The 16,981-nt window shown below is 35.5% G+C and carries 12 protein-coding genes; 9 read left to right on the top strand and 3 right to left on the bottom strand.

All coding sequences use genetic code 11. The annotated features are described in order from the left end of the window. Window positions 1-6: 6 nt before the first annotated feature. On the bottom strand, window positions 7-1,035 hold the full coding sequence (gene tsaD, locus EXIGUO8A_RS13840; protein WP_201304120.1) for a tRNA (adenosine(37)-N6)-threonylcarbamoyltransferase complex transferase subunit TsaD: 1,029 nt from the start codon (window positions 1,033-1,035) through the stop codon (window positions 7-9). Between the two features lie 65 nt (window positions 1,036-1,100). Here tsaD and EXIGUO8A_RS13845 point away from each other — a divergent pair, with 65 nt between their 5' ends. From EXIGUO8A_RS13845 to EXIGUO8A_RS13860, 4 genes are all read left to right on the top strand, one after another. After that, complete coding sequence (locus EXIGUO8A_RS13845) at window positions 1,101-5,552, top strand: translocation/assembly module TamB domain-containing protein (protein WP_236564494.1); 4,452 nt, start codon at window positions 1,101-1,103, stop codon at window positions 5,550-5,552. A 158-nt stretch (window positions 5,553-5,710) separates the two neighbouring features. Then, window positions 5,711-6,697: a 6-phosphofructokinase gene (pfkA, locus tag EXIGUO8A_RS13850; RefSeq protein WP_116772080.1), complete on the top strand. Its 987-nt coding sequence runs from the start codon at window positions 5,711-5,713 to the stop codon at window positions 6,695-6,697. Window positions 6,698-6,721: 24 nt separating this feature from the next. Beyond that, complete coding sequence (gap, locus tag EXIGUO8A_RS13855; protein ID WP_116772081.1) at window positions 6,722-7,723, top strand: type I glyceraldehyde-3-phosphate dehydrogenase; 1,002 nt, start codon at window positions 6,722-6,724, stop codon at window positions 7,721-7,723. 87 nt (window positions 7,724-7,810) lie between these two features. Continuing rightward, the gene (locus EXIGUO8A_RS13860) at window positions 7,811-8,662 is read left to right on the top strand and encodes an N-acetylglucosamine kinase (RefSeq protein ID WP_058103289.1); all 852 of its coding nucleotides are present in this window, start codon (window positions 7,811-7,813) and stop codon (window positions 8,660-8,662) included. A 4-nt stretch (window positions 8,663-8,666) separates the two neighbouring features. Here EXIGUO8A_RS13860 and EXIGUO8A_RS13865 read toward each other — a convergent pair whose 3' ends face one another. Then, window positions 8,667-9,047: a RidA family protein gene (locus tag EXIGUO8A_RS13865; RefSeq protein ID WP_116772082.1), complete on the bottom strand. Its 381-nt coding sequence runs from the start codon at window positions 9,045-9,047 to the stop codon at window positions 8,667-8,669. 19 nt (window positions 9,048-9,066) lie between these two features. Next, entirely contained in the window at window positions 9,067-11,754 is a 2,688-nt protein-coding gene (locus tag EXIGUO8A_RS13870; RefSeq protein WP_159303590.1) for a putative LPS assembly protein LptD, read from the bottom strand. 179 nt (window positions 11,755-11,933) lie between these two features. Here EXIGUO8A_RS13870 and EXIGUO8A_RS13875 point away from each other — a divergent pair, with 179 nt between their 5' ends. From EXIGUO8A_RS13875 to EXIGUO8A_RS13895, 5 genes are read left to right on the top strand one after another with little or no spacing between them, the layout of a single operon-like run. Further along, window positions 11,934-13,253 (top strand): N-acetylmuramoyl-L-alanine amidase family protein, encoded by a 1,320-nt coding sequence (locus tag EXIGUO8A_RS13875; protein ID WP_159303591.1) that lies wholly within the window; start codon window positions 11,934-11,936, stop codon window positions 13,251-13,253. Window positions 13,254-13,300: 47 nt separating this feature from the next. Beyond that, the gene (locus tag EXIGUO8A_RS13880; RefSeq protein WP_116772086.1) at window positions 13,301-14,266 is read left to right on the top strand and encodes an MlaD family protein; all 966 of its coding nucleotides are present in this window, start codon (window positions 13,301-13,303) and stop codon (window positions 14,264-14,266) included. A 15-nt stretch (window positions 14,267-14,281) separates the two neighbouring features. Beyond that, complete coding sequence (locus tag EXIGUO8A_RS13885) at window positions 14,282-15,607, top strand: (Fe-S)-binding protein (RefSeq protein WP_159303592.1); 1,326 nt, start codon at window positions 14,282-14,284, stop codon at window positions 15,605-15,607. Between the two features lie 8 nt (window positions 15,608-15,615). Continuing rightward, on the top strand, window positions 15,616-16,407 hold the full coding sequence (locus EXIGUO8A_RS13890) for a (Fe-S)-binding protein (protein WP_159303593.1): 792 nt from the start codon (window positions 15,616-15,618) through the stop codon (window positions 16,405-16,407). Window positions 16,408-16,424: 17 nt separating this feature from the next. Further along, entirely contained in the window at window positions 16,425-16,907 is a 483-nt protein-coding gene (locus EXIGUO8A_RS13895; protein WP_116772089.1) for an ABC transporter ATPase, read from the top strand. Window positions 16,908-16,981 lie beyond the last annotated feature (74 nt).

Genomic DNA, 16,981 nt, shown 5'->3' on the forward strand with positions numbered 1-16,981 from the left:
TTAATGTTAGGAGATAACATATCTGGCTTTAGCCGTTACATCTTGATGCGAGAATATTTCATTTTTATATTTAAGGTATCCTACTATACCAATCATTGCTGCATTATCTGTGCAGAACTCAAATTTAGGTATGTATGTTTTCCATCCGTATTTTGTTTGCGCTTCGGTCAAGACATTGCGTATTCCTGAGTTTGCAGACACTCCGCCACCTATAGCAATTTCTTTTATTCCCGTTTCTTTTACTGCTTTTTTTAATTTTTTCATCAGAATAGTAATGATGGTATATTGAATAGATGCGCATATATCCTCTAAATTATTTTTTATAAAATCAGGATCTGCTTTGGTCTGTCTTTGTATAAAATAAAGAATATTTGTTTTCAATCCGCTAAAACTAAAATCCAGGTCCTTTACATTGGGTATTGGGAAATCAAATTTATGAGGATCACCTGTTGCAGCATACTTGTCTATTAGTGGTCCGCCAGGGTAGGGCAATCCTAATATTTTGGCACTTTTGTCGAAAGCTTCTCCTACCGCATCGTCAAGTGTTTGCCCAATGATTTTCATGTCGAAAAAATCATTTACTTGTACAATTTGGGTATGTCCGCCACTTATTGTCAAGGCTAAAAAAGGAAATGAAGGTGCTTTCATGGTTTCCTCTTTAATAAAATGAGCCAAAATGTGGGCTTTCATATGGTTGACTTCGATCAAGGGAATCTGTAAACCAAGTGATAAGGATTTGGCAAAAGAGGTGCCTACCAATAAAGAACCCATTAGTCCAGGTCCGCGTGTAAATGCTATGGCTGATAATTGTTTTTTATCGATATTTGCTTTGGCTAATGCTTGGTGCACTACAGGTACAATATTTTGTTGATGGGCTCTTGAAGCAAGTTCTGGTACAACCCCTCCATATTCTTTGTGAATTGCTTGGGTAGCCACAACATTACTGAGCACTTTATCGTTCATTAAAACTGCCGCAGAAGTGTCGTCACAAGAAGATTCAATAGCAAGTATATAAATTGTTTTGTGCTCCAGCATATTTGGAATAAATTTTGAATAACAAAGGTAAAACATAAAGACCTATCAAAAAACTGAGAAAAATATTGGTTAGAACATTATTAGTGCTATTGCTGATATGTGTTTTAGGTACCATCATTTTTTCGTTGCCAGTGGTTCAGACCTTATTGGCACAGTTCGCTACGAAAAAAATTAACGATCAGTACGGTACCCATATCAATATTGATAGGTTAAAAGTGTCGTTGATTTCTTGGAATACAGGTTTGCAAGGAGTATACATAGAAGACTATCAACAAGACACGCTGTTTTATGTAAATGAGCTTAAGACATCGATTTTAAGTTTGGGAAACTTGGCTCAAGGTAATCTGGAGTTTGGAGATATTTCTGTTGATGAACTAAATTTTAAGCTCAAAACTTATTTTGGAGAAAGAAATACAAACCTAGAGGTATTTGTGGATAAATTGGATGATGGTAAACCAAGGGCAGAGGGTACACCTCCATTTAAATTATCTTCTTCTAAAGTCGATATCGCCAAGAGCAGGTTTAAATATATAGACGAAAATTTACAAAATACTACAGTTTTAAATTTTGATAGTTTAAATATTAGTGCCGGTGATTTTTTGATTCTAGGACCAGAAGTTTCAGCCGATATTCAAGAAATGGCTTTCTATAGTAAAAGGGGTTTAAAAGTAGATCGTTTGGCAACTAACTTTAAATATACCAAGCAACAAATGCGTTTTGATTCTTTACAGATTAAAACTCCTTTATCTGAATTGGATGGCAATTTGGTTTTTAATTATAACAGAGAAGACTTTGCCGATTTTTTAAATAAGGTGAATGTAGTTGCCGAGTTTAAGGAATCTAAAGTGGCATTTGATGAAGTTAATTTACTTTATGATGAATTTGGAAAAGGCAAAGAGGTTACATTCAATGCCAATGTAAACGGAGTATTGAACGATTTAAATACAGATGACCTCTTCTTGTTTTCAGATGATACCGGTATACGAGGTAACTTTAATTTTAAGAACCTTTTTAACAAGCAGAAACCGTTCAGTTTAGATGCTGAAATGAGAAATGTTACAAGTAGCTATTATCAATTAAACGCTTTGTTGCCTAATTTAATTGGTAACTCTCTGCCTTCATCATTTAGTAAATTAGGGCAATTTACCATTCGTGGTAATGCATTTATTACCAATTCTTCCATAGATGCCAAGGTGAATTTAAATACTGCGGTAGGCAGTAGTTATGCAGATATTGTACTTAGTGACTTCAATAATATTGACAATGCCACCTATAAAGGTTTTATTTCTTTAATAGATTTTGATTTGGGCGATTTTGCCGAGAACAAAAACTTAGGCAAAACTACTTTAGATTTTAATGTAGAAGGAAAAGGTTTTGTAAAGGAAAAACTGAATACCGAGGTAATTGGTCAAATTTATTCTATTGAGTTTAATAAATACAATTATCAAGATATTCGTGTTTCCGGTATCATAAAAGATCAGCTGTTCGATGGTTCGTTGGTGAGTAACGATGAGAATTTTAAATTCGATTTTAAAGGTCTTGCCAATGTTGCCGAAACCAGAAACAACTTCAACTTTATCGCCTCGGTAGATTATGCAGATTTAAAGAAACTGAATATTATTAACGATAGCGTATCTGTATTTAAAGGAAATGTAAGTATGGATATCACAGGTACAACGTTAGATAATATTGTTGGTGATATTAATTTTACTCAAACAAGTTATCAAAATAAAAACGATACCTATTATTTTGAAGATTTTGCGGTCACATCAAGTTTTGATCAAGAAAAGGAACGTACAATCAATATTAATTCTCCAGATATAATTACCGGTTTCATGAAAGGTAATTTTAAGGTGAGGGAGTTAGGTAAACTTGTGCAGAACTCATTGGGTAGTATTTATACAAATTATAGGCCTTTTCAAATATCAGATGGTCAAAACCTTTCTTTCAATTTTAAGATCTACAATAAAATTGTTGATGTGTTCTTTCCTGAAGTTCGCTTTGATCCAAATACTTTTATTAAAGGTAATATAGTAGCGGATGAAGGCGATTTTAAATTGAATTTTGAGTCGCCAAGTATAGAGGCCTTTGGTACAGCGGCAGATAAAATTGAAGTTCGTATCGATAACAAAAATCCGCTGTTCAATACCTATGTATCGGTCGGGGAATTAGATACGCCTTATTACAATTTTAAAGATTTCAACTTGATCAACACCACCTTAAAAGATACTTTGTTCTTTAGATCTGAGTTTAAGGGAGGTAGTGAGTTCAATGATTCTTATAACCTCAATTTTTATCATACGTTCAATAAGGATAATAAATCTGTTATTGGTCTTAAAACCTCAGATGTCAATTTTAAAGGTAATAAGTGGGTATTAAATAAAGAAGGTAATACAAAGAATAAAGTAATTTTAAATAGGGCTCTAGACAGTATTACAATACAAGAAATTGTAATGAATAATGAGGAAAAGGAGCAAATAAGGTTAAAAGGGCAATTGGCAGATTCTACCTATAAAGACCTGCAGCTGCAATTTAAAATTGTTTCATTAGATAAGATTACGCCTGTTATTGATAGTTTAAAATTGCAAGGGGAAGTAAATGGAACACTAAACGTATTACAGAAAGATGGTATTTATTTGCCTTCCTCAAATTTAAATATCGATAAATTTGGCATTAACGACATTCCGTTAGGCGATTTGGCTATAAGTATTATTGGAAATAGAGATTTGACCGAATTTCAGGTAAATTCTCAGTTGTCTGATAATGGTTTAGAAAAATTTAGTGTCGTTGGTAGTGTAGAGAATAGGGGAGATGTTCCTAGGGCGAATTTAATTGCCAATCTTAATAACTTTAATTTAGAGCCCTTTAGTCCTTTGGGTGAAGGGGTTATTGATCATATTAGGGGAGAGGTCGATGGTAGGGTCAGTATTAAGGGAGATGTGGATAATCCTATTTTTAACGGACTCCTAACTTTGGACAATGCTGGTATAGCCGTACCTTATTTAAATGTAGATTATGAATTTGCACCACGCTCTAGAGTCGTTTTAAGCAATCAAACATTCGATTTTGAAAATATAGCCTTAAAAGATGTAGCCAAAGGTACCACTGCTAATTTAGATGGTACCATTACACATAGTTTCTTTAAAGATTGGGTGTTAGATTTAAATGTGGATACACAGAATGAACGGTTCTTAATATTAAATACCGAATTTAAAGAAGGTGAGCTTTATTATGGTACGGGTTATTTAAATGGTACGGGGCGTATTTATGGACCAACTACCGCTTTGAATATTACGGTTGACGGTACTACAGCAAAAGGAACTTCTTTAAAAATTCCGCTGAGTGATGTAGCTAGTGTAGGTGATTATTCCTTTATAAATTTCATTGAAAAGAATGATAGAAAGAGAATTGAAAGTCAACGCCAGTTAAAAGACTATCAAGGTTTGGAGCTTGAATTCAACTTAGATGTTACACCAGATGCCGAAGTTGAAATTGTTACGGATACAAAAACGGGCAGTTCACTAAAAGGAACCGGGGTCGGTATTATTTTAATACAGATCAATACAAACGGTAAATTTGAAATGTATGGTGATTACGTTGTAGTAACCGGTGAATTCAATTATAAGTTTGGAGGTATTATAGATAAGAAATTTTCTGTTGAACCTGGTGGAACTATTAATTGGGACCAAAAACCATTGGAAGCCATACTGAATATGGAAGCTGTATATTCTTTGAATGCTAACCCGGCACCGCTATTGGATGATGCAGGTTTTACCCGTAGAATACCTACAGATGTTATTATAAGCTTAACGGGGCAGTTGCAAAAGCCAGATATTGATTTCGGTATCGATTTTCCTGGAACCAATTCCGTTGTTAAATCAGAATTGGAATATCGTTTGCAGGATCCTACCGTAGAAGAAAAGAATGCTATATTCTTATTGGCGCAAGGTACCTTTGTGAATTCCCAGAGTGGAATCAATCAACAAGCGATTACCGGTAATTTAGTGCAAAGTGCATCAAGTATTTTGAATTCCATTTTAAGTGGTGGTAATGATAAGTTTAATCTTGGTTTATCTTACGAGCAAGGTATTTTGGATCGTTCTGCCGATATAGAGACAGATGATCGTATTGGTGTTACGGTTTCTACCCAAATATCAGATAGAATTTTATTCAATGGTAAAGTTGGGGTTCCAGTAGGTGCGTCAAGTGAAACTTTGGTGGCCGGCGATTTTGAAATACAAGTTTTATTAAACGAAGAAGGTACGTTAAGTGCAAATTTCTTTAGTAGACAAAGTGAAATTCAGGCATATTTATCGGATCTTCAAGGGTCCACTCAAGGCGCAGGTATCTCATACGAGGTTGATTTTAATAATTTTAGGGAGCTTTTTCAGAAAATACTGGCAACAAAGCCTAAGGAAAAAGAAGAGCCTGTTAGAGAAATTGAAAGCCCTTCTTCAGTTATGGGGAATGATAGTCTTATTCGTTTTTACGATAAGTCAAAATCATTAAATCGATAACTAAATGCAATCTAATTGTTAAGTATTTAAGCTTTTTAAGAAATTAACCATCAATATGTTACAACGAAATCCTTTTCGTTGATTTTTTCTTAAAATGCGATGGCAGAATATTCCGTTTTTGACTAAGATTCATTAATTTCGTTGGCTTAAATTTTTCAATGATATCACAAATTAAAAAAATAGCAGTGCTGACTTCAGGGGGTGATTCTCCTGGCATGAATGCAGCAATTAGATCGGTTGTTCGTACATGTGCCTATATGAAGGTAGATTGTGTTGCAGTCTACAGAGGGTATCAGGGTATGATAGAAGGGGATTTTAAACCAATGGATGCCCGTAGCGTAAACAATATTATCAATAAAGGAGGTACTATTCTAAAATCTGCTAGATGTAACGATTTTAGAACACCGGAAGGAAGAAAAATAGCTCATGATCAACTATTGAAAGCTGGTATAGATGCTTTTGTAGTTATAGGTGGTGACGGTAGTTTTACCGGAGCCATGATATTTAACAGGGAGTATAATTTTCCTGTAATAGGTATTCCCGGTACCATTGATAACGATATTTTTGGTACTACCTTTACACTAGGCTTTGACACAGCTTTGAATACAGTGGTAGAATGTATTGATAAAATTCGCGATACGGCAAGTTCTCATAACAGATTGTTTTTCGTTGAAGTTATGGGAAGAGATGTTGGGCACATTGCATTGAATGCAGGTGTTGGTGCCGGTGCAGAAGAAATCTTGATTCCCGAAGAAAATTTAGGGTTAGATAGATTGCTTGAATCTCTAAAGAGAAGTAAAGAGTCTGGTAAGTCTTCAAGTATTGTAATAGTAGCCGAAGGAGATAAATCTGGTAAAAACGTATTCGAACTTAAAGAGTATGTTGAAGAGCATTTACCTATATATGATGTACGTGTATCGGTATTAGGGCATATGCAAAGAGGTGGTGCGCCATCTTGTTTTGATCGTGTACTTGCCAGTAGAATGGGAGTTAAGGCGGTTGAGGCATTGTTAGAAGGTAAAACAAACCTTATGGTGGGTATACAGGATAACCAACTTACACTAACGCCAATTAACAAGGCGATAAAAGGACATACGAAAATTGATAAGGAACTTATACGAGTTTCAGAAATAATGACTACATAATTTTAAATAATAAAAAGAGAGAAAATGTCAAATTTGAAAATAGGAATAAACGGATTCGGTAGAATAGGTAGATTGGTCTTCAGAACAACGGTAAAACGTGGTGATGTTGATGTGGTTGCTATCAATGATTTATTAGATGTTGAGCACTTGGCTTACTTGTTGAAGTACGATTCTGTTCACGGTAAATTCGATGGTACTGTTGATGTAAAAGATGGTGATTTGATCGTAAACGGTAAAACTGTGCGTATTACTGCAGAAAGAGATCCAAAAAACTGTAAGTGGGATGAGGTTGGTGCTACTACCGTTGCGGAGTGTACTGGTATTTTCACAACTTTAGAAACTGCTCAATATCATATTGATGGTGGTGCTAAAAAAGTGGTTATTTCAGCGCCTTCTAAAGATGCTCCGATGTTTGTAATGGGTGTAAACCATACAGAGGTTACAGCTGATAATACAATTGTATCTAATGCATCTTGTACTACAAACTGTCTAGCGCCAATGGCTAAAGTATTGAATGATAGCTTTGGTATTGAAGAAGCGTTGATGACTACGGTACACGCAACTACTGCTACACAAATGACCGTTGATGGTCCTTCAAAGAAAGACTGGAGAGGTGGTAGAAGTGCAATGTTGAACATTATACCTGCTTCTACAGGTGCAGCAAAAGCGGTAACCAAGGTTATACCTGCATTAGAAGGTAAACTTACAGGTATGGCATTTAGAGTTCCTACTGCCGATGTATCTGTAGTTGATTTAACTGTACGTCTTGAAAAAGAAACCTCTTACGAAGAAATTAAAAAAGCATTCAAATCTGCCTCTGAAGGTGAGTTGAAAGGTGTTTTAGGATATACTGAAGAATCTGTCGTTTCTCAAGATTTTGTTGGTGAGTCTCACACAAGTGTTTTTGATGCAGGTGCAGGTATTGAGTTGAATTCTAAATTCTTCAAGTTAATCTGCTGGTATGATAACGAAGCTGGTTTCTCCAATAAAATGGTAGACCTTATTCAGCACGTTAACACGTTGTAAGCATCATTTTAGTATAACAATAATATATCCTGAAAATGAGGCTTTTGCGTCTTGTTTTCAGGTTTATTTTTTAAAGACATTCGGTATATGATTTTAATAGTAGATAGTGGCGCAACCAAGTCAGATTGGATTGCTTTAGATGAAAATGGCGAACAGCTTTTTTTAACGCAAACATTGGGTTTAAGCCCAGAAGTGTTGACAAAAGATGTCATAGAAGATCGCTTAGCGAATAATTTTGAACTTTCTAAGAACAGGGAGAAAGTCAGTCATTTGTACTTTTATGGTGCCGGTTGTGGTACCGATCGTATGAAAGTCTTTTTAAAAGGTATTTTTAAAGACTTCTTTCCTAATGCAAAAGCAGATGTAAAAGAAGATACGTATGCAGCAATTTTTGCTACTACCAAAGTTGGTCATCAAGGTATCGTTTGTATTTTAGGAACAGGGTCTAATTGTAGTTATTATGATGGTAACCAATTATTTCAAAAAGTAACCTCATTGGGCTATATTCCTATGGATGATGGTAGTGGAAATTTCTTTGGCCGTAAGTTGATACGTGACTACTACTTTCATAAAATGCCATCTGATCTAGCACATAAGTTTGCGGCATCACATGATTTAGATGCTGATGTGATTAAGGAGAACTTGTACAAGCAGCCAAACCCAAATACGTATTTAGCTACTTTTGCTCGGTTTTTAATTGAAAATAAAGATCACCCGTACTCAAAAGGGGTAATTGATAAAGGTTTTCAGCAGTTTATAAATAACTATGTAATGCAGTTTGAATTGGCTACCAAGGTGCCAATCAATTTTGTGGGTAGTATTGCCCATTATCTAAGAGATGAATTAACATCTGTTTTACTTAGAAATGATTTGATAGTTGGTGTTATTAGACAAAGACCTATTGAGGGACTTGTTGAGTTTCACAGATCTAATATGTAGAAATTTATTTTACTGCAATCATTGAAATTTCAACATTTACAAACTTAGGTAAATTTGCTACTTCAACCGTTTCTCTCGCAGGTGCTGTGTCGGCATTAAAATAGGTAGCATAAACCTCGTTAACTTCGGTGAACTGATTCATGTCACTAAGAAAAATAGAGGACTTCACAACATTTTCAAAGGTCATTTCAGCTTCGGTTAAAATGGCCTTTAAATTTTCCATAGACTGTTTTGTTTCCAATTTAATATCTCCAGAAACTAGCTCTCCACTTTTTGGGTCGATTGGAATTTGACCGGAAATATATAAGGTGCCATTACTTAAAATTGCTTGGTTATATGGTCCTATCGGTGCTGGGGCATTCTCGGTATTTATAATCTTTTTCATAGTTGCTAGTATTTAAACGTTAGTTCTGGCTTCTGTTTTCCCACTTAAGATCTTTTAGTATTGATGAATCTATACCAATAAAGAAATACCATCTTTTATATGTGCCAAAAGGCGTCCAGTTAAAACGCATGGTAAAACTCTTTAGATCTCGTTGAAAACGTAATTGCGTTAAAGTAAAACCTTGATTTTTAAAATCGTAACCCGAAGAACCTCCTACAGACCACCTTGGGGCTAGTTCAATATCTCCAGAAAACATTAAAGAGTGGCTACTAAATTCATTTTGCCTAGCGGTATTACTGTAATTAGCAGAATAGGCAACTCTTACGTTCCAAGGGATCTTGGTACCGTAAACGGGGTTTTCTACATCGGCGTTTTTGTCGTCTTTTCTAATGGGGTTTGAATTGAAATCATCGGCCCTACCAAATAGATCATCGTCTCTACCGCCACTTTGAGCAACATAGTCAAATGGATCTAACTCTTCTTCATCTTCTTTTCTGCCTTTATCGTCTTTCTTACCGAACATATCACTGCTAATTGAGTAAGATACGTTGGCGTTTGCCCTTGTCAGTCTAAAAAGGCTTCCGCCATTGTCAATATTCCACGTGTCAATTCTAGTACCGTTATTATCAATTGCGTATGGATCTAAACCGGCAGAGAAGTTTATCGACATCTTATTGTCAAGAATACTTGTTCCTCCGTTAATACTTAAGGGGTTTAAGCGGAGGGAATCCGATACAAAATTATAACCTGTTGATATATTGAAATTGCTTAGAAGCGATACCTTTTTAGGTTCTAACTTGGTGGAATCTTTATCTTTTACTTTTGCTTCTAAAGTGTTGGCCAAAGAGAAACTTAAGCTGTTTGATTTACCTAAAGACGGTGCTCCATTTATTGTGCCCGTAAATCGGCTATACTGTACTTCTACGCCATCTTCACCAAGATATTCGTCATAAAACTGTTCAAAAGAAGGAGCGTAACCATAGCTAAGTGATGGTCTCATGGTGTGTCTTATGGCTTGTATTTTTTTGTCTTCACCAAAATTGAAAGTTCCATAAAGTGTCGTTCCAATACTAGCGCTAAAATTATAGGTGTTATAGCGGTCAAACCCACTTATGGTGTCCCTTACGACCTCGTCAAGATCTTCATCATAACTTTGGTTGTACGTTTCTAGTGTCCATACATCTTCGTAGTTACCGCCCACGCTGACACTGAAAAACTTGGCTACTTTAAAGTTGGTTGCAACTGGTATACTATGGCTGGCACCTACACGGGCATTGTCGAACATTTTCGAAGTAAAAAAATCTTCATCGTTGGTGGTCAATCGATTCTGAGCATTGACACTGTATTGAAAGTTAATATTGTCGATTATACCCTTTTTTATGCCATCGCGCTTTACAAACGGATAAATACGCTCTACACTTGCTTGAAATGTAGGTAAGGTCATATTGATATTATCGTCATCATCATCATCTGTTGCAACTGATGTTAGTTGTGAATGGGTAGCGGTCATACTCATATTCACAGATGGATAATTTGGAAATGTTTTAGAGTATGATATTGATGATGATAAGGTATTGTTTTGTGTGTTCGGTAAATTTCGTTGTTGTAATGAATTTTGATAATAATCACTACTACCTAAGTTTACGGATGCAGAGAATCTGGAGTTCGGACTCGCCTTGGTGTCTTGTGTATGTGAAAATTGAATATTGTAGTTTCTTGAAAGGCTGTAATCACTAAATCCCTTTTGACTGTTAACTATATTTTCAAATCTTAGGTTTACATTACCTCTATATTTATATCTTTTGGTATAAATGGATGCTGTTCTAAACGCATAACTTCCGTTTGTATAAAAATCTCCTGTAAGGGTAATATCGGCATAATCGCCCAATGGTACGTAATATCCCATGTCCTGTAAAAAGTATCCGGCATCTGGATCGTTACCAAAAGCGGGCATAAGTACCCCTGCAGATCTACCAACACTTAATGGAAAATAGGCAAATGGCATTGCAATCGGTGTTGGTACATCTGCAATGTATAAATTACTGAACCCTGCAATTACTTTTTTCTTAGGTACAAATTTTGCCTTTCTTACTCTAATATAGTAATCTGGGTTAATGGTGTCTGTTGATGTCGTTAGTTTAGCTTCGCTTAAAAAGTAAACCGAGTCATTTTCCTTTTTGGTGATTTCGGCATACACTTTCATGGCATCGCTACCCAGTGCACCAGCTGCAGCTTGTTGTTCTGTTCTAGAATTCCAAATAAGAGCTTTCTGTGTATCAAAATTAAATCGGATGGAATCTGGTATAACAATGTTAGAGCCTTGCTTAAAATATGGTAGCTGCGTATAATTACCTAAAGAATCTACCATTCTACCGGCATAGACCTCATTTTTAATGTAATCCATTATAATGATACCAGCTTTTAATTCGGTATCTTGATAATAGATTTCCGCTTCATTATAAAGATAGATTTTGTTCTCTTTTTGGCTCAATTTCACATAATCTTTAGCCTTATAGGTAATTTTATCTAGTAGCAGTGGTGGCTTTTGGTTTAGTGAATCTGCTGCTAAAGAATCATTTGCTATAGAGTCTCTAATTGCGGATGGCGGAAATAACGGTGCGATTATTGAATCTCTATCTGCTTTGATATTCAGAGGAGTAATTTTACCTTCTTGACCAATGGCAAAAAAACCACAGACAACAACCATGAATAGGAAAAGTAAGTATTGTTTGTTTGATTGCAAGGCTATATATCCTATTTTTGTAAAGGTTTGGCGGTCCAATGAGCCGTTATTTAAGATGTCAAACTTACATATATTTTTTAATCCATATGTAGGGTCTTACCATAAATTTAACCATAATAAGGGCGATATAAACCCTAATACGTATGAAAATAAAATTCTTTAGCATTACACTGGTTTTAGTAACAGCCTTTTTTTTATTGTCTTTTTCTATTGAAAAACAAGAGGTTAAGTCAGATGACTCGTTTATTGTTGTTTTGGATGCCGGCCATGGCGGTCATGATCCTGGAAATCTTGGTAATGGGTATTTAGAGAAAAAGATTGCTTTAAATATTGTTTTGAAAGTAGGAGAAATTCTTGAAAAGAATAAAGACATCAAAGTAATTTACACCCGTAAAGATGATACTTTCATTGATTTGTATGTTAGGGGAGAAGTTGCGAATAAAGCCAATGCAGATTTGTTCGTGTCTGTTCATTGTGATTCCCATACATCTGATGCACATGGAGCGGGTACCTTTGTACTGGGACTTCATGCCAACAAACAAAATTTTGAGATTGCAAAGAAAGAAAACTCGGTGATTTATTTAGAGGATAATTATGAGAATAGATATGCCGACTATGATATTAATTCACCAGAATCGGTTATTGGGCTTACAATAATGCAAGAGGAATTTCTAGATCAGAGTGTAGCCTTGGCTACTATGATTCAAGAAAAGTTTTCTAAACAACTTAAAAGAACGGATAGAAAGGTGAAGCAAGCTGGTTTTATTGTTTTGCACCAAACTTTCATGCCAAGTGTACTGGTTGAAACCGGATTTCTGACCAATAAAGAAGAAGGGGCTTATTTGAACTCAGCCAAAGGGCAGAATGAAATGGGAGATGCCATTGCAAAAGCAATTTTAAATTATAAGGAAGGTGTTCAGCCAACCGAAAAGAACGTAGAGGCTACTGTGTCACAACCAAAGGCTCCGCCAATTAAAGAGGATGTGGTTGATAAAGCCGAAGAGCAAAAAGAACTTGCAGTTCAGAAAATTAATGAAAAGGAGGTTGTAGTAAAAGAAGCAGTCGCTGAAAAAGTTGCAGATGCGAAAAAGCCTAATTCGGTAAATGTGCCATCTGTGGAAGTAAAAAAAGAAACGGAGGAAACAACTGCAGCCGTAAAGGAAGCAATAAATGCCAATGAGGTGGCAAAATCTATTGTCTTTAAAATTCAGTTAATGGCAAGTAGTAAAAATGTACCTCTAAGTCCTAGTAATTTTAAAGGTCTTTCAAATCTTTCACAAGAACCATATAAAAACTTGTATAGATATATGTATGGAGAAACAAGATCATATAGGGAAGCTAAAATGATGCAAAGTCAAGCGCAAAATAAAGGGTATGGTTCCGCATATATTGTTGCTTATAAACTAGGGGAAAGAATTCCTATTCAAGAAGCCATTGACGAGGTTTCTCAATTTAATCCATAAAGTGTAAATATTATTCATAATTTTGAGTGTAATAAAAATTCAACTGCTTGAAACTATCTAGAGAATTAAAAACAGGAATTATTGTTATTGGTGGCATCTTGCTGTTCATCATGGGATTCAGCTATTTAAAGTCCACCCCAATTTTTGATAATAGCAAAACATTTTTTGCCGTTTACCCTAATGTTGGGGGCTTGCAATCTGGTACTACTGTTTCTATAAACGGTTTCAGTGTTGGTAAGGTCAATGATATTCGATTTTTAGATGAAAAAGGAAATTTATTGGTGACTTTTACGGTTGGTAATGATTTTAAATTTTCTAAAAATAGTACCGTAGAGTTGTATGATACCGGTATTATAGGTGGAAAAGGTTTACAGATAAAACCTATTTTCGATGGGGCACCTGCTCAATCTGGTGATACATTGAAAACAGAAACAAGGCCTGGTATTACAGACTTGGCACAGCAAAAACTTAATCCTTTGGTACGTAAAGTGGAGTCAGCTATATCTGGAGCAGATTCTGTTCTGGTTAACGTAAATTCTGTTTTAGATGAGAACACCAAAAAAGAATTGAAAGAAGTTATTGGTGGTTTAAATACATTGATCAATAGTTTAAACGGCAGTGCCGCAACACTTAACACCGTTCTGGCGGGTAATGAGGAAAAGTTGAATACTTCATTCGAAAATTTTGAAAAACTAACAGCAAACTTCGCAAAACTTTCAGATTCATTAAATGCAGCCGGACTTGGTCGTACTTTGGAAAGTTTAGAATCTACAATGGCAAGTTTGGATCAGGTGACTTCTAAAATTGAAAATGGTGACGGATCTTTAGGCTTACTTATGAATGATAAGGAGCTTTATACAAATTTAAATAACGCTTCTAGAGAGTTAGATCTGTTATTACAAGATTTTCGTTTGAATCCAAAAAGGTATGTAAACGTTTCTGTTTTTGGTAAAAAACAAAAAGAATATGAACTGCCAGAAGATGATCCAGCTGCAAATTCTATTGAGAATTAAAGAATATTAAATTATATGCAATATCTCCCTAATGTAATTTTTGTAATCCTACTTGTTGTAGGTGTCGGTTTTTTTGTAAAGAATATTTCCAAGTTAAAAAGAAATATTTTTATAGGTAAAGATGCTTCTTTAACCGATAATAAACTGCAACGATGGAAAAACATGGCAAAGATTGCCCTTGGGCAAACTAAAATGGTTGTAAGGCCAATTGCCGGTATTTTACACATCATTGTTTATGTTGGTTTTGTGATTATTAATATTGAAGTTCTTGAGATTATCTTGGATGGTATTTTTGGTACGCATAGAATGTTTGCCGTTTTAGGTCCTCTATATGATTTTTTAATAGGTTCTTTTGAAGTTTTGGCGCTGTTGGTAATAGTAGCGGTAGTAGTATTTTGGATCAGAAGAAATATTATAAAACTAAAACGATTTTTCAAACCAGAAATGGAGGGTTGGCCAAAGAATGACGGTAACTTGATTCTTTATATAGAATTGGTACTTATGGTCTTGTTTTTGACCATGAATGGGGCAGATTATCAATTGCAGCAAATGGGTGCTGATCACTATGCCGCTGCAGGTTCTTTTCCTATAAGTAGTTTTCTAGCGCCATTATTTGAGAATATGACCATACCAACATTGGTTATAATAGAACGTACTGCTTGGTGGTTGCATATTGCCGGTATATTGTTTTTCTTGAATTATTTATACTATTCAAAGCATTTGCATATTCTTCTTGCCTTTCCAAATACGTATTATGGCAAACTAACGCCTAAAGGTCAGTTTAAGAACTTACAATCTGTAACTGATGAAGTTCGTATGATGATGGATCCAGATGCGGACCCGTACGCAGAACCTGCAGAAGATGCAGCTGTTCCAGATAAGTTTGGAGCATCAGATGTGCAAGATTTAAGCTGGGTACAACTATTAAACGCTTATACATGTACTGAGTGTGGTCGTTGTACAAGTGAATGTCCTGCCAATCAGACCGGGAAAAAATTATCGCCCCGTAAAATTATGATGGATACTCGTGATCGTCTTGAAGAAGTTGGTAAGAATATCGATGAGAATAAAGGTGAATTTAAGGATGATGGCAAGCAATTACTGAACGACTATATTACACCGGAAGAATTATGGGCATGTACGTCATGTAATGCCTGTGTACAGGCTTGCCCAATAAGTATTGATCCTTTATCCATAATTATGGATATGAGGCAGTACCTGGTAATGGAACAATCTGCAGCTCCTACAGATTTGAATAACATGATGGGTAATATTGAGAATAATGGAGCGCCTTGGCCATTTAACCAAATGGACCGTTTAAATTGGAGTAAAGAATCTTAAAGAAAGTTATGGCAAGTGAATTGAAAGTGCCTACAATGGCAGAGTTTTTTGCGTCTGGAACAGTACCCGAAGTTTTATTTTGGGTTGGTTGTGCCGGTAGTTTTGATGATAGAGCAAAGAAAATAACGAAGGCCTTCGTTAAGATTTTAAATAAGGCAAATGTATCTTTTGCTGTACTTGGTACAGAAGAAAGTTGTACTGGTGATCCTGCAAAACGTGCTGGTAATGAATTTTTATTTCAGATGCAGGCCGTTACGAATATAGAGGTACTCAACGCCTATGAAATTAAGAAAATAGTTACGGCTTGTCCGCACTGCTTTAATACGATTAAAAATGAGTATCCTGGTTTAGGAGGTAATTACGAAGTAGTACACCATACCCAATTTCTTAAGGATTTGCTTAATGATGGAAGAATTTCTATGAAAGGTGGTTCGTTTAAAGGTAAGCGTATAACATTTCATGACCCATGTTATTTAGGAAGGGCCAATGGGGTTTACGAAGCTCCAAGAGACCTTATTAGAAAATTGGATGCTGAGCTTATTGAGATGAAAAGCTGTAAGCAAAGAGGTTTATGTTGCGGTGCCGGAGGTGCGCAAATGTTCAAGGAACCAGAGAATGGAAATAAGGATGTCAACATTGAACGTACAGAGCAAGCTTTGGAAACCAAACCCGAAATTATTGCTGCAGGTTGTCCGTTTTGTAACACCATGATGACAGACGGAGTTAAAAATAAGGAAAAGGAAGATGCTGTTGCGGTAATGGATATTGCTGAATTAATTGCAACTGCAGAAGATTTATAATATTAAATATATAAAAATTGCTAGTAGACTTTAAAACATTACCGGAAACTGCCAGAGTGTGGATTTATCAATGTAATCGCTCTTTCTCTGATGCTGAAATGTTAGAAATCAGGTCAGATTTAGATGCTTTTCTTACATCTTGGACTGCACACGGTAATGATTTAAACGCTGGGTATGAGATAAAGTATAAACGCTTTATTGTTATAGCCCTTGATCAAACCTCACAAGGTGCAACAGGTTGTTCTATAGATGCATCTGTACATTTTATTCAAGAATTGGAAAAAAAGTACGATGTTATGCTTTTGGATAAAATGAATGTATCTTATAAACAAGGTGAATTTATAGCATATAAAAGCTTGTTGGATTTTAAGACTATGGCTAAACAAAAGGCCATATCAAAGAAGACTATTGTATTCAACAATCTGGTTGCCAATAAAGGAGAGTATTTAGAGCATTGGGAAGTACCCGCTTCAGAGAGTTGGCATGCACGTTTTCTTTAACATAATTTCTTCTTAAGTATTAGAATTTATTGGGTTTTATCGATGAAATGCAATAATTTTCATCCCTATTAGTT

This window comes from Maribacter litoralis, from assembly GCF_902506355.1.
In the GTDB taxonomy this organism is placed as follows: Bacteria; Bacteroidota; Bacteroidia; order Flavobacteriales; family Flavobacteriaceae; genus Maribacter; species Maribacter litoralis.

Coding starts and splice junctions, on each gene's coding strand:
- tsaD (WP_201304120.1), bottom strand. CDS start 1,035: ATGCTGGAGCACAAAACAATTTATATACTTGCTATTGAATCTTCTTGT.
- pfkA (WP_116772080.1), top strand. CDS start 5,711: ATGATATCACAAATTAAAAAAATAGCAGTGCTGACTTCAGGGGGTGAT.
- gap (WP_116772081.1), top strand. CDS start 6,722: ATGTCAAATTTGAAAATAGGAATAAACGGATTCGGTAGAATAGGTAGA.
- EXIGUO8A_RS13860 (WP_058103289.1), top strand. CDS start 7,811: ATGATTTTAATAGTAGATAGTGGCGCAACCAAGTCAGATTGGATTGCT.
- EXIGUO8A_RS13865 (WP_116772082.1), bottom strand. CDS start 9,047: ATGAAAAAGATTATAAATACCGAGAATGCCCCAGCACCGATAGGACCA.
- EXIGUO8A_RS13870 (WP_159303590.1), bottom strand. CDS start 11,754: ATGGTTGTTGTCTGTGGTTTTTTTGCCATTGGTCAAGAAGGTAAAATT.
- EXIGUO8A_RS13875 (WP_159303591.1), top strand. CDS start 11,934: ATGAAAATAAAATTCTTTAGCATTACACTGGTTTTAGTAACAGCCTTT.
- EXIGUO8A_RS13885 (WP_159303592.1), top strand. CDS start 14,282: ATGCAATATCTCCCTAATGTAATTTTTGTAATCCTACTTGTTGTAGGT.
- EXIGUO8A_RS13890 (WP_159303593.1), top strand. CDS start 15,616: ATGGCAAGTGAATTGAAAGTGCCTACAATGGCAGAGTTTTTTGCGTCT.